10 protein-coding genes are annotated in these 13,849 nt (G+C 65.3%); 4 read left to right on the top strand and 6 right to left on the bottom strand.

Features of this window, described 5'->3' with window-relative positions; translation table 11 throughout:
- Positions 1–121: 121 nt before the first annotated feature.
- The 3 genes from K2O51_RS17120 to K2O51_RS17110 all read right to left on the bottom strand — a co-directional run bounded on the left by K2O51_RS17120 (position 122) and on the right by K2O51_RS17110 (position 2,902).
- The gene (locus tag K2O51_RS17120) at positions 122–1,606 is read right to left on the bottom strand and encodes an efflux transporter outer membrane subunit (protein ID WP_220631423.1); all 1,485 of its coding nucleotides are present in this window, start codon (positions 1,604–1,606) and stop codon (positions 122–124) included.
- Between the two features lie 415 nt (positions 1,607–2,021).
- Positions 2,022–2,450: a DUF4399 domain-containing protein gene (locus tag K2O51_RS17115; protein ID WP_011297108.1), complete on the bottom strand. Its 429-nt coding sequence runs from the start codon at positions 2,448–2,450 to the stop codon at positions 2,022–2,024.
- Between the two features lie 26 nt (positions 2,451–2,476).
- Positions 2,477–2,902 carry a DUF4399 domain-containing protein gene (locus K2O51_RS17110; RefSeq protein WP_011297107.1) on the bottom strand — a complete coding sequence of 142 codons (426 nt, stop codon included), beginning with the start codon at positions 2,900–2,902 and terminating at the stop codon, positions 2,477–2,479.
- A 327-nt stretch (positions 2,903–3,229) separates the two neighbouring features.
- Here K2O51_RS17110 and K2O51_RS17105 point away from each other — a divergent pair, with 327 nt between their 5' ends.
- Positions 3,230–4,471, top strand: coding sequence for a formylglycine-generating enzyme family protein (locus K2O51_RS17105; RefSeq protein ID WP_011297106.1), 1,242 nt, complete (start codon positions 3,230–3,232; stop codon positions 4,469–4,471).
- Positions 4,472–4,490: 19 nt separating this feature from the next.
- On the opposite strand, the gene K2O51_RS17100 is transcribed toward K2O51_RS17105, so the two are convergent.
- On the bottom strand, positions 4,491–6,548 hold the full coding sequence (locus tag K2O51_RS17100) for a serine/threonine protein kinase (protein WP_011297105.1): 2,058 nt from the start codon (positions 6,546–6,548) through the stop codon (positions 4,491–4,493).
- Positions 6,549–7,044: 496 nt separating this feature from the next.
- On the opposite strand from K2O51_RS17100, the gene K2O51_RS17095 reads away from it, so the two are divergent.
- Both K2O51_RS17095 and K2O51_RS17090 read left to right on the top strand, forming a co-directional pair.
- Positions 7,045–7,269 (top strand): hypothetical protein, encoded by a 225-nt coding sequence (locus K2O51_RS17095; protein ID WP_011297104.1) that lies wholly within the window; start codon positions 7,045–7,047, stop codon positions 7,267–7,269.
- Positions 7,270–8,083: 814 nt separating this feature from the next.
- Positions 8,084–9,982: a DEAD/DEAH box helicase gene (locus K2O51_RS17090; RefSeq protein ID WP_011297103.1), complete on the top strand. Its 1,899-nt coding sequence runs from the start codon at positions 8,084–8,086 to the stop codon at positions 9,980–9,982.
- 100 nt (positions 9,983–10,082) lie between these two features.
- On the opposite strand, the gene K2O51_RS17085 is transcribed toward K2O51_RS17090, so the two are convergent.
- Together K2O51_RS17085 and egtD are read right to left on the bottom strand one after the other, a co-directional pair.
- Positions 10,083–11,339, bottom strand: a complete 1,257-nt coding sequence (locus K2O51_RS17085; protein ID WP_140950930.1) for an SUMF1/EgtB/PvdO family nonheme iron enzyme — start codon at positions 11,337–11,339, stop codon at positions 10,083–10,085.
- 84 nt (positions 11,340–11,423) lie between these two features.
- Positions 11,424–12,539 carry an L-histidine N(alpha)-methyltransferase gene (gene egtD / locus K2O51_RS17080; protein WP_011297101.1) on the bottom strand — a complete coding sequence of 372 codons (1,116 nt, stop codon included), beginning with the start codon at positions 12,537–12,539 and terminating at the stop codon, positions 11,424–11,426.
- Positions 12,540–13,065: 526 nt separating this feature from the next.
- Here egtD and K2O51_RS17075 point away from each other — a divergent pair.
- The gene (locus K2O51_RS17075; protein WP_011297100.1) at positions 13,066–13,779 is read left to right on the top strand and encodes a TerC family protein; all 714 of its coding nucleotides are present in this window, start codon (positions 13,066–13,068) and stop codon (positions 13,777–13,779) included.
- Positions 13,780–13,849 lie beyond the last annotated feature (70 nt).

The raw sequence follows: 13,849 nt of genomic DNA, 5'->3' as shown, positions 1-13,849 counted from the left end.
CAATTGAATGCGCACCAGCCGTAGCGCGCAGAGTGTCGCCCATGCGGCGCAAACCGCTGGCGTACCCTGCGCGCCGGGGAGCCGATGTATCGTGAACGCTGCCTGGCGCAAAGGCGCCAGGTCATTGCGACGACGAAGTGCTTGCCGTGGCGTTGCTGACCCGCACGTCGGTCCAGCCGCCGCCTAGCGCCTTGTAGAGCGTGACAGTATCGGCAAGGATCTGTTGGTGGACGGCCAACAAGGACAGTTGCGCGCTCAGCAGCGAACGCTCGGTCTCGAACACTTCAAGCTGCGACACAACGCCTTCCTTGAGCTGCGCCTCGATCTGCGACGACACCACGCGCAGCTGGTCAACCTGCTGCTGCAACTCGATGCGCTGCTTCTTGTGCGCGTCGACATTGACCAGTGCGGTCTCCACCTCTTCGAACGCGTTCATCACGGTGCGGCCGTAGTCGCTTTCCACCACCTTGACCTGCGCCTCCGTGGTCTTGACGCGAGCGCGAATGTTCGGGTCCAGCATCGGCAGAGTGATGCTGGGCGCAATGCCGAGCGTGAAAGTCTTCAGCAAGCTGTTCAGCGCGAAGCTGGCCATGCCGCCGTTCGCGGTCAGGCTGATGCTCGGCAGCTGCGCAAGCCGGGCCTGGCCGACGATGTTGTACGCCGCGAGCACGCGATACTCCGCGGCCACGATGTCGGGCCGGCGCGCCAGCAACTGCGACGGCAGGCCCGCCGGCACCGGCGGCGGCTGCACGCGGTTCTGCAGCTTGCCGGGCGGCACCTTGAGATTGCCGGCGGGCACGCCGACCAGCGTGGCCAGCGCGTTCTCCGTCACGTCACGCGAGCGGCGCAGTTCGATCAGGTCCTTGGTCAGCCGGTTGATTTCCGCCTGCTGCTGCATGACGCGGATCTTCGGCACCAGCCCGTTCTGGAACATGGCCTGGTATGTATTGAGGATTTGCCCGTTCTTCTGCACGGTGCGCGTCTGCTGGTCGATCTGCTCGTCGAACTGCAGGATCTGGAAGTAAGCGGTCGAGACATTGGCCGCCAGCGTCAGGTAGCCGGCGCGCCAGTCCGCTTCGGTGGCGTGGAACTCGGCGGTCTGCGCCTGCACGCCCTTCTCTACCTTGCCCCAGATGTCGATGTCCCAGCTCAGCTGGCCACCCAGATTGTAGCTGCGCGCGGTGGCCTGGCCGGTGGTCTTGGTGACGTTCGCGTTGGCGTTGAGGTCGATCACCGGCAACTGACCGGCCTTCGCTTCACCGATCTGCGCCTGCGCCACGCGGATGCGTGCGGCGAGCACCTTGATGTCGTAGTTCCCGGACAGCGCCTGCGTGATCAGCTTGTCCAGGTACGGGTCCTTGAATCCTTGCCACCAGTTCGGCTGCACGGTCTCGGCCGGCGATACCGTAATCGACTCCTGGCGCGACCATTCCGTCTTGGCCGGCGTTTCCGGACGCTCGTACACCGGCGGACGGAAATCGGCACAGCCAGTGAGCCATCCTGCGCAGGCCGCAGCGGCGACCCAGGCATAAGCGCGGCGCGGCCGTGGAACAATCCATGACGATTCGGTAGAGACCTTGGGCACGATGTCTTCCTGCAACTGCATGCATGACGCCGCCACCGAAGTGGCGCCGCCCTGCGTGTCTGTATTGTGGTTCGCGCTTGCGCGCGCTCCAACCCCGAAATGAGGTTGGCGGTGAGGTCGGAGATGCGCATCGGCAGATGGCTTCCGGTGTTGCTTCCCGGATAACCATTGCACAGGGTGTGCCAGCGTCGCGCCGTGCAGGCGGCATCGACAGCAAAGCCTCGAAAACAAGCGCTTTTCAGTGCAACGGGGGATGGCGTCGGCGATGATGGGTCACATTGGCATCGCGCCCACTGGCGGTCGGTAACCAACAGTTGGCCCGTCACTGTCTGGTGTTATGCGACAGTGCGCGTCAGCGAACGGGGTGCCACGGAGGACGGCGCGGCCAGCGCGCGCCAGGACGCGTGGCGGCCCGCTGGCCGCTACGCAGCGGGACTCACTTCACGTAGATGGTGATCTTCTTCGAGTAGACCGGGGGATTGGTCGGGATGTGCTTGTCGTCGCCCATGATCAACTGCAGCGTGTGCTTGCCGGGCGGCAGCTCGACCATGGTCTCGGTTTCGCCCGCACCGAAATGCAGGTGATTGCGATCGTTCGGGATTTCCTTGTCCATGGGCGGCAGGTCCACGTCGATCAGCAAGTGGTGGTGGCCGGTCTTCGGGTACTTGACGTCCTTCGGCGCCACGCCCATGTTGCGCAAGCCGAACCAAACCTTGAACGGCTTGCCAGCGGGCAGCACCTGCCCGTTGTTCGGAAAGCCGATGTACAGGTACGCATCCGGCGGCGCTGGCGTGTCGCCGGCCATGGCCGCGGCTGGCAGCAGGAGGCACGCGCCGAGCAACGTGGCGGCTAGCAGCTTGAACATGGTGGATCCCCCTCGCGCTGGTTCGGCTATTTCACCGTGATGGTGATCTTCTTCGAGTAGAGCGGCGGATCGAACGGCACGTGCTTGGCATCGCCGAGCAGCAGTTGCAGCGTGTGCTTGCCTGGCGGCAGTTCGATGCGCGCATCCGTTTCCCCCGCACCGAAGTGCAGGTGGTTTTTGTCGGAAGGGATTTCCTTGTCCAGCGGCGGCAGGTCCGTATCGATCAGCAGGTGATGATGGCCGCATTTGGCAGACTCAATGCCCTTGGGACAGACGCCCATATTGCGCAGGCCCATGCGGATCCAGAACTTGCCGCCAGAAATGACCGCGCCGTCCGGCGGCCAGATGATGTAGACCTCCGCATTCTGCGGCGCCGAAGTCGGCATCGAGACGGATGGCACAACGGCCATGGCCATGGCCGCCAACAGGCGGAGCAGGAATCGTCTGGACATACGCGGCGCCTCCCGGAGAGTGTCCGAATACCCGATCACGTTGTCCCGCAAGCCCGTGGTTCTTCTGGTTGCTCTTGGCCAGCGCTCGGCGATTCGGTATTCAGGTTAGAACGGAACCCGGCAAAAAGCGAACTCGCGATGACATCTTCGCAGCGGCTTTGCGCGACACGCATGCGCTGTGGCGCCACGGGCGCCGATGCAAGCACCTCCGGATTCACAATCGCTGTGCTATCTTGAAGCAAGCCGACGTCGCGGCAACACCACAATGCGCCCCAGGCGCCCACAGCGCGCGCATCGGGCTGGCCGCAGTTCCAACGGGGTCCGAAAATGTGGCGCAAAGCTCCTGTCGTTCTGATCGCATCCGCGCTGAGTCTCGGCGCGATCCTCGGTGGCATGGCGGTCCCCGCCACCGCGGGCGAAGCATCGGTTGCGGGCAACAGTGCGCCGCTGCTGCTCGCCGGCATCCTGCCCAAGAACAGCGATGAACAATACGAACTGACGTTCTGGGAATCGATCAAGAACAGCAACTACGCCGGCGACTACGAGGCTTATCTCAAGCAATACCCGAACGGCCGTTTCGCGGCGCTTGCGCGGGCCCGCATGGAACGCCTCGCGGCCGCCAGTGCGCCCGCTGCAAAGACCCCGCCACCGGAACGCGCCAAGGCCGCCCAGCCACCCGCTGCCAAACCGGCAACCCCGTCGCCGCAGCGCTCCGCACCGCCGGCTACCGCTGCCGCCGGTGCCGTCGCCGGTGCAGGTGCCGCGCCATCAGAAGCGCCGCCTTCGCGTCCGGGCACCACGGCTACCGGTTCGGTCAGCGTGGGCGGCGAGCGCAAGCCGCCTGTCGAAGCCAAAGGCGAGATTCGCGATTGCCCGGTCTGCCCCGTGCTGGTGAGCCTGCCAGCCGGCAGCTTCACCATGGGCAGCAATGCGAGCGACCCAGCGGAAAAGCCTTCTCACCACGTTACGATCAGCCAGCCGTTTGCGATCGGCCGCTATGAAGTGACCGTCGAACAGTGGAACGCCTGCGTCGACACCGGTGGCTGCGATCGGATCGCCACCGTCGCGAACAGTGCCAAGAACTCACCCGTGCGCGATGTCAGTTGGGACGACGCGCAGCAGTACGTGACCTGGCTCAGCAAGACCACCGGCAAGACCTACCGTCTGCCGACCGAAGCGGAATGGGAATACGCGGCGCGGGGCGGCACGGCATCGGCCTACTGGTGGGGCGACCAGATGCGCAAGGGCACGGCCAACTGCAAGGACTGCGGCGACCCGTGGAGCCAGGATGCGCCGGCTAACGTGGGATCGTTCGCGGCCAATCCGTTCGGCCTCTACGACGTCAACGGCAGCGTGTGGGAATGGGTTCGCGACTGCTGGCACAGCAGCTACAAGAACGCGCCCACCGACGGCCGGAGCTGGGAAGAAGCCAGTTGCGGCGCGCGCGTGATCCGCGGCGGATCGTGGCGCGAAGGCGCGAGCTACATGGTGTCGTCGACGCGCTTCAAGTACAGTTCGAGCGTGCGGCAATCGCAGAACGGTTTTCGCGTGGCGCGGGACCTGAAGTAGCAACTGCACCTTTCCAACATCACTTCGCGCGCGTGGAGATCTCCACCAGGTCCGCGCTGATGCGGTCCTGACCGTACTTGTGCGCCATCTGCCCGAGCGGCTTTTCCATCGCCTTCAGATAGTCCTGCCAAGACTCCACGTCGGAGCGCCGTCCATCGAACAGCGGCGCAGGCGTGGTCAGCAGCACCACCAGTTCGGTGCCGAACGGCCGCGAGATGACCCACTCCCCGCCATCGCCAACGGTTGCGCTATAGCTCGCCGGCGCCTGTTGCGCTTGCACGCGCGAACTCGGCACAAGGTGTGCCACGTTGCCGTCCGCGGCGAAGTAATCGAGGTACACGTAGGAGTCCTGCGCGGGCGTACGCAGTTCCAGCACCAGCGGCGTGCCTTCGGTGAGCTGCTTGCGGTTGCCGCGCGTGCGCAGCGATGATGCGGATGCGCCTTCACGACGGCCGGACCAGTATGGCGCGATCATGCGGGCGATATCGCATTTTTCCGCGCTCAGTGGTTGCGTGTCCACGTCCAGCGATTTCACGCCCGGCAGCGCATTGAGCTGCTCGCGCAGGCCCGATGCGCCCACGCTTTCGGCCAGGTACCCACGCACGCGCACCCTGCCGTTCTCCGGCGAATTCGCGACAAGCAGCGAACACGGCACGGCGGCCACGACGCGCAGCACTGCCGGCATGGAAAACACCTCCGCCTTCGGGCGCGCAGCCAACGGCGGTGCGGCAGGCGCTTCGGATGCCGTCGATGCGGGCGGCGTCGATGGCTTGGCCGATGCACTGTCCGCCTGGGCCACGACTGGCGGTGTCGGCGCCGTTCGGCTGGTACGCCATGCGTAATAGCCCACCGCCGACACGCCAACGACTGCGGCCAAGGCGGCGCCGGCCAGCAGCGCCGGCCGCTGACGCGCTGACACCGCCGAGCCCGTACTCATGCCTGCCAGGAAACGTTCGACACTCGGCGTACGCGTCTCGCGGTCCAGCGACAGCGCCTGGCGCAGCGTCCTCCACTGCGTACGCGACAGCTCTTTCGGCTGCACGGGCTTGAGTCCCGCCGCGCGCGCCTGGTTCGCCGACATGCGTTCGTACGGATGCCGCCCCGTCAGCAGTTCATACGTCACGCAGGCCAGCGCATAGATGTCATCGCGCGGATCGGGCTCGCGATGCTCGAACATCTCGGGGCTCGCATAGGCCGGCGTCATGCCGCCGAGCGAGCCCGGATCGAACACGGTCTTATCCGATTCATCCGCCGGGGGCAGAAAACCGCGCGCGATGCCGAAGTCGATCACCTTGACTTCGTTGCTGTCGGTCAGGAAGACGTTGGCGGGCTTGAAGTCGCAATGCACGAAGCCGCGCTCGTGCGCATACGCAAGCGCATGGCCCATGCCCGCGACGATGGGCATGGCCCGGGTCATCGGCATGCCGTCGAAGCCGGGCGCCTTGAGAACCTGGCTCAGCGGCTTGCCCGACAGGTATTCCATGGTGAGGAAGACGACCGGACCATCGCGGTCGAAATCGTAGACGGTGACGATATTCCGGTGCGCCAGCGTCTGCGCCTTGCGCGCTTCGCGCTGCAGCGCGATCAACGACTTGGGGTGGCCGCTGAACTGCAGGTTGAGCACCTTGATCGCGATATACGGCTTGCGGTCCGATGCCTCGAGCTTGCGCAGGTCGAGTGCCTTGTACACCGTGCCCATGCCGCCCACGCCGAGGCACTCTTCCAGCACGAAGCGACCGTTCAGCGTGTCGCCGACGCCCTTCGGCCGCGACGCGGGCGGCACCGTGCCGACCGCCGGTGACGTGGCATAGAGCGAGCCCGTCACGGGAGCTTCCATGCGCGTGGATTCGCCTGCCGGATCGAACTGCGTCGTACCGCTGCGTTCAATGCGGCGCATGACTTCGGCATAAACCGCGGGCGGGAACGGGAAGCGCGTGTTTTCTTCGATGATCACGCGTGCGAGCTGGCTTGGCGTGGTGCGCTCGTGCGCCAGCGCCATATCGAACGACGCAACAAACTCGTCGTCGGACAGTCCGCCGTTCTGGAACTTCCGAATCAGGTCTTTGACACTGGCCACCGGCGTTGCCCCGAAGTCGATGCAAGCGGAACGCCCTCACGCAAGCGCACCGTCCACGATGGATACTAGTGCGCACTCTTGGCATCCGCAAACCGAGCGTACCCGCGGCGCGGCGCACTTGCCACCTTGCAAGCGGATGGGTCACTTGAAGTTGGTCTGCTGTTGGGATGCGCCCAACAGCGAACACACGTCTGTTGGTGAATTCCGGTCAGTTCAGTGAATGTCGGTCGACGGATCAAGCGTTGCCGGATTGCCGATTTTTCCCGCAAACCCGCATGGCAACTGGCTGTCACTCACCACGCACGTCCAAGGCCGCAATACTGGCATAACTCCTGCGTTTTTCTGCCTCCCGGTCAATGCATTTCGCTTCGACCGGGCCGTTGCGCAGCGCTAGTCGCAGCGCGTGGGGTTGCGGGCCGCTTGGGCCGCAACGTGCACCTATACTGAATCGGCGTTGCTGCCACGCGGCCGCGGCGCCCCCTGACCGGAGAACACCATGGCAGTGATCGTCATCAAGGACCTCAGTGAAAGCATCGACCTGGACAGGGATGCCATGACCGCCATTCTCGGCGGTAGCCGCAGCGGCGGCGCCGCGGGCCGTGGCTGGCATGGAATCCGGCAGCGCGGACCCTCGCGGCTCGTCACCTATCCGCAAGGCTGGCCGGCTAACCCCCATGTCAGGCCGCTGGAACGCATCGAAGGCAAACTGCCGCGCAAGTGACGCAGCTACAAATAGAAAGCCCGCCATTGCCTGGCGGGCTTGGTTGCGGACGGCCCCGGACCTTCTGGGTCAACGCCATCAGCAGTTCGGTCATTCCATGTCAAGCAGGTTTCCCATGATTCCGCCCATGACGCGGACGTCCCACCGGACCACCCGGAGAGTCGCAGGAATTCTGGCAGTGACGACAATGACCGCAATGCTCACAGCGAACAGTGATGCGATATCGCTGTAGAAGGCCAGTACGGGAACTTTATTGTCCGCCCCGGGCGAGCAATCCAGTGCTCGCGCCTTGAGTATAGGATGGCCCCTCCCGCTTTCAACCCGGAATTGGCAATAGGCAGCCCAGAGTGCCAGAGCCAGCGCCGATGTGCCGGCCTCCTGACATATCCGGTTACGTTTTCGCACCGCAACAAAATTCAACGGTTCTGCTATAATCCGCGCCGTGAGTTTCGCAACTGTGAGTTCCGCCACCCGCCAGGCACATCCCGCCAAGGCGATTCCGCTGCCCTCCCAAGCTCTGTTTCTCCGCACTGACCGCGTCTGTATTGCTGTGTCAGTTGCCGACAGAACGCACCGCTCACCGACGTAGCCTCGTCTCCGATCCTGTTGAACAGCCTGAATTGAGCTGTTTGCCTGCCAGGGACCATGTGGCTGGCCTTTGCGCCTGCCGATACCCTGCCTGCCGCCGTACTGTCAGCTGAGTCTGTCGTAACGGCCTCACCGATTGGCGCCGAAGCCTTTTTTAAGACTTTGCACTGCGCCCACCCCTATTTTTGCTTTGCCAGGGGTGCCATGCATTTTTGATCCTTACGACATGACCCAGCACGACACTCGTGCGGAGCAAGCTATTGCCTCCGCCACCGACGCTTCGATCACTTCCGCTGTCCAGAGCCCGCTCGACAAGCTCGACGCCATGCTCAACCCCGCGCAAGTGACCGAGACCGTCGCGGCAGAGGAAGTCACCAACGGCTTTGCCACGCTTGGCCTGGATGCGGCCATCCTGCGTGCCCTCTCCGAACTGAACTACAACAACCCGACGCCCGTTCAGGCGCAGGCCATTCCCGCCTTCCTGGCCGGCCGCGACCTGCTGGTGTCGAGCCAGACCGGCTCGGGCAAGACGGCGGCGTTCATGCTGCCGGCAATCCAGCGCATCAGCGAAAAGCCCGCAACGAACCGCCCGACGGAACCGGCCAAGCGCATGAAGGGCAAGCGTCCCCGCCCGTCGCCGGCACAGCCGTCACTGCTGGTGCTGACGCCGACGCGCGAACTGGCGCTGCAGGTCACCGAAGCCGCTGCCAAGTATGGCCGCAACCTGCGCCGCATCGTGTGCGCGAGCATTCTGGGCGGCATGCCCTACCCGAAGCAGCTGGCCGCGCTGTCCAAGATGCCTGACATCCTGGTGGCCACGCCGGGCCGTCTGCTCGACCATATCTCGGCCGGCCGCATCGACCTGTCCGCACTCGACATGCTCGTGTTCGACGAAGCCGACCGCATGCTGGACATGGGCTTTGCCGATGACATCGACGCGATCGTCGACGCCACCCCGGCTAGCCGCCAGACGCTGATGTTCTCCGCCACGCTCGACGCACGCATCGCCCAGCTCGCCTCGCGCCAGCTGAAGGATCCGCAGCGCATCGAGATCGCCGCGGCCCGCGCCGACCAGAGCCATATCGAACAGCGCCTGCACTTCACCGACGACATGTCGCACAAGGAACGCCTGCTCGACCACCTGCTGCGCGATGCCACGCTCAAGCAAGCCATCGTGTTCACGGCCACCAAGCGTGACGCCGACTCGCTGGCCGAACGCCTGTCCGATACCGGCTTTGCCGCCGGCGCGCTTCACGGCGACATGACCCAGGGCGCGCGCAACCGCACCCTGACCGCACTGCGCCGCGGCAATCTGCGCGTGCTGGTCGCGACCGACGTGGCCGCGCGCGGCATCGACGTGCCCGACATCACCCACGTGGTGAACTTCGACCTGCCCAAGCAGGCCGAGGACTATGTGCACCGTATCGGCCGTACCGGCCGCGCCGGCCGCTCGGGCGTCGCGATCAACCTGGTGAACCACAACGACACGTTCCAGTGGAAGCGCATCGAGCGGTTCACCAACAACCGCATCGACGCTTCGGTGATCGAAGGCCTGGAGCCGCGCCGTTCGCCCAAGCCGCGCTCGAACTTCGGCGGCAAGCCGGGCGGCCGTGGCAATGGTGGCGGCTACCGTGGCGGTGAGCGCAGCTTTGGCGATCGCAACTTCGGTGACCGCAAGTTCGGTGGCGAAAGCCGTGGCTTCGGTAACCGTGGCAACCAGGAAGGTGGTCGCAGCTTCGGTGATGACAACCGTGGCTTTGGCAACCGTGAAGGCAGCGGCTACCGTGGCGGCGAGCAACGCAGCTTCGGCGGCGGCGACCGCAACTTCGGTGGCGAGCGCAAGTTCGGCGGCGACAATCGCGGCTTTGGCCAGCGCGCCAACCCCGAAGGCGGCCGCAGCTTCGGTGACGACAACCGTGGCTTCGGCAACCGTGAAGGCGGCGGCTACCGTGGCGGCGAGCAACGCAGCTTCGGCGACCGCAGCTTTGGTGACCGCAAGGTCGGTGGCGAAGGCCGCAGCTTCGGCGACCGCGGCGGCCGTGATGGCGGCCGCAGCCTCGGCAACCGTGAAGGTGGCTTCGGCGGCCAACGCAACGGCAACAGCCGTTCGCGCTACGAGCGTTAAGACCATGCCGGCGCCATCGCGCCAGTATCGTGAAGAAGAAGAGCACCCCGCGGGGTGCTCTTTTTTTGTCTTCGCCGGTCAGCGCAGAGACCAGGCCTGCCTACATCGAACAACTCCTGAACCCCACCAACACAACGTCCTCCTCCGGCAGCAAAGCGAGCCTTGCCCGCACATGCCGTTGCCGGGACGAACTGACGAACGTCGTGCCCCGTACCGCCTGGTGTGTCCCGAAACGCGCCACCAGTTCACTGTCCGATGGCGACGCTGCAAACCCCGCATACGGTTCATACGGCGACGCCGTCCACTCGCGCAAGCTGCCCCACTGAAGACCACGGTTCTGCAATGCGGCGAGTTCCCATTCCGCTTCCACGGGCAGGCGCCGCCCTGCCCATGCGCACCACGCCTGCGCTTCGTACAGCGTGACGTGGCGCACGGCCTCGTCAGGATTGAGCGTGCGCAGCGTGCCGAATCGCTCGGTCATCCATGCTCGCGACTCAGGATGCCGCGACCAGTAGCGCGGCGCGGAGCGCTCCTGCGTCATCAGCCACTGCCGGCCGGCAGTCGACCACCAGGCCGGATGCTCATAGCCGCCGTCCTGGACGAACTCGAGGAATTGCGCGTTGCTGACCAGGGCGGCGTCCATCTCGAATGCCGGCACATAGGTCGGTTGCGGGGGGAGTTCATCGGGCTGCGCGTAGCCGTCCGGATCCGACCAGCCCTGCGTGAAGCGGCCGCCGGGAAAGTGCAGCGTGCCGGCATGCGCGACCGACACACCGGGTCCCGGTGCAACCGGCGCGGCAGGTGCCAGCCCGAGCGCCTGCAGCAATGCGGCCAGGTTCTCGGCTTGTGCGTCTTCCAGAAACAGCGCGCGGCGAAACGGGTACAGCGTGACGTCGCTGTCGTCGGACAGCAGCGCCAGGCGGCGCAGCAGGCCGTCGAGCACATCGGAGGCGTATTGCTTGACCACGGCGACGTCGGGCAGCACGATTTCCCAGCGTTCGTCCGGGCCGATGCGGTCGGGGTCGAACCACTCGTCGGCGCCATCGAGGCGCGACGGGTCGCTGGCCACCGGCACCGGCACGCCGCCACGATCGATCTGCCGCACGCCGCGCAGGCACCACCATTCGGCGTGCCAGGCGATATGCCCCAGCGTCCACAGCGGCGGATCCGCATCGTATTGCCGCGGCACATCCCAGGCCTTGCGCGTCTGGCCGAACACCGCCAGCCAGGCCAGGGTGCGGCTGCGCGCATCGACCAGCGCCTGGGCCAGCCCCTCGCGGGGCAGGCGGCGGGCGTCGGACCAGCCTGCCTGGCCGCCACTGAAGTAGAGATCGGGAAGCATGGAGAAGCCGCTCATCGGGAAGCATCCGTTCGGAAAGGACGAAGACGGGCGGCCGCCCGCCATGGCTGCGGCCATTATGACACCACGCAAGGGCGCGCCTCAGGCGCGCGCGTGGAACACCGCGAACCAGCCCAGTGGATCGGTCCAGTACACCGGGTCGTCGAAGCCGGCAGCTTCGAGCAGCAAGGCGAAATCGCCGGGACGGTATTTGTAGGAGTCCTCGGTATGGATGCGCTCGCCTTCGCCGAACCGACGCTCCCCGCCGTCCCATCGCACCCTGACCGGCTGGCGCGCCTGTAAGTGCATCTGGATCCGCGACGCCTCTCGATCGAAGCTCGCCACATGGCGCCAGTCGTCGACATCGAAATCCGTGGCGACGATGCGGTTCACGTTGCGCAGCACGTTGCGATTGAACGCAGCGGTGACACCGAGCGGATCATCATAGGCGGCGACCAGCGTGGCCTCTTCCTTGAGCAGGTCCACGCCGATCAGCACGCCATCGCCACGCCCGGCGGCGCCGCGCAACCGCTGCAGCAGCGCAAGCGCGTCCATGGGCGCGAAATTGCCGATGCTCGAGCCCGGATAGAAGAACAGCCGCCTGTTGCGCCTGACACTGCGCGGCAGGTCGAAGCTGCCGCAAAGGTCCGCGCCGAGTCCAAGCATCGGGATATCCGGATTCTGCTGTTGCAGGCATGACAGCGTGCCGCGCAGGAACTCCACCGAGATATCGAGCGCCACGTACTGCGCCGGCCGCAGGCTCCCGAACAGCCTCGCGGCTTTCTCGCAATTGCCGGCGCCGAGATCGATCAGCACGCAGCCACTGCCCGCGCGCGCGGCAATGGCAGGCGCCGCGCTGGCGAAGATCGCAGCCTCGGTGCGTGTCGGGTAGTACTCGGGCAGGTCGGTGATCGCCTCGAACAGGCGCGAGCCGAGCACGTCATAGAAAAACTTCGGGCTGATACTCGCATCGGACTTCCGAAGCCCGGCCAGTACCTGCTCGCGCAATGCGCTGCTGTCTTCGTGGTACTGCTGGATGAACTCAGGTTGCGGCGGCACGTCCTTCGCGGCATGACCGTTGGACAACGTCACCAGCGAGGGGTGCGTGGCGGCCTCCGCATGCGCGGCGTGAGCATTGTTGGCGTCGTCGGTATCGTGGGCGTTGTGGTGTGAGTTGTTGGAGCGGGAACGGTTAAGCGGGGTCGGGACAGCCGGCATGACGTTTCCTTGTGTGGTCGTGGATCCACTTCTTATTCCCCGAGGCATACACGTCCCCGCTCGCGTGGGGTCGCGCTGGCTCACGGGATGCGCCGCTGTGCTGTCCGGGACGCATCGGCCGAAAGTCGATGTTCAAGAATAGATGCCGCGCGGCAATTGCGCTGCTGCATTGCAAGATAGGGGCGCAACGGCATGTGTCGCACACACAACATCCGGCAGAACCCGGTATCTTCCCCATGCCGCCACCGCGCAACAATTCGTTTATAATCCGGCCCAACGCGGAAACAATCAGTCCGCGTCCCTTCAAAGGGGAGTAGCTCCGGGGCCAGGCCCTTAGCACAATCGTCATTCCGAGACTGACGTCTCCGGTTGTGCTGACACTGGTGCGCAGACCGCGCCAGACGTCGAGCAAGACCTTTGCAACCTGGAATCACGGTTTGCAAAGGCGACCCCCGGTCCCCCATCACTCTGTGACTCCAGGCGAACCCAACGCACGTTTGCGGCTATTCGTACTTGAGGAGAGTTCATGGAGTGGATTACCGATCTGTTCACGATGCAGTTCCTGACGGCACTGCTATCCATCGTCGTCATTGACCTGGTCCTGGCCGGCGACAATGCGATCGTGATCGCGCTGGCGGCGCGCAACCTCCCGTCGCACCTGCAGAAGAAAGCCATCGTCTGGGGCACCGTCGGTGCCGTGGTCGTGCGCTCGGCCATGACGATCGGCGTGGTCTGGCTGCTCAAGATCCCTGGCCTGCTGCTGATCGGCGGTCTCGCGCTGGTGTGGATTGCCTACAAGCTGCTGTCCGACGAGGGCGACGGCGACGAGCACGGCTCCGGTGCCTCCACGCTGTGGGGCGCGATGAAGACCATCATCATCGCCGACGCGGTGATGGGCGTGGACAACGTGCTGGCCGTGGCCGGCGCCGCGCACGGCAGTTTCCTGCTGGTGGTGCTTGGCCTGCTGATCAGCATCCCGATCGTGGTGTGGGGCTCGAGCCTGGTGCTCAAGCTGATGGCGCGCTTCCCGGCGATCATCTACGTCGGCGCGGGCGTGCTGGCCTTCACGGCCGTGAAGATGATCGTGCACGAGCCGCTGGTCAAGGCGTTCTTCGAAGCCAACCCGGTGGTCAACTGGGGCCTGTATGTGCTGATCATCGGCGGCGTGCTTGGCGGCGGCTACCTGGTGCAGAAGCGCCGCGGGCAACATCAGCAACAGCAACCGGCCGGCAGCCACTAAGGCTTGCCGCCGCGCCAGGGCAACTGCCTTGGCCACTGCCGGAAGGGCCGCCCGAAGGGGTGGCCCTTCT

The sequence above is a fragment of the Cupriavidus pinatubonensis genome (assembly GCF_019602855.1).
Taxonomy (GTDB): domain Bacteria; phylum Pseudomonadota; class Gammaproteobacteria; order Burkholderiales; family Burkholderiaceae; genus Cupriavidus; species Cupriavidus pinatubonensis.
This window is presented reverse-complemented; position numbering and strand designations above follow the sequence as displayed.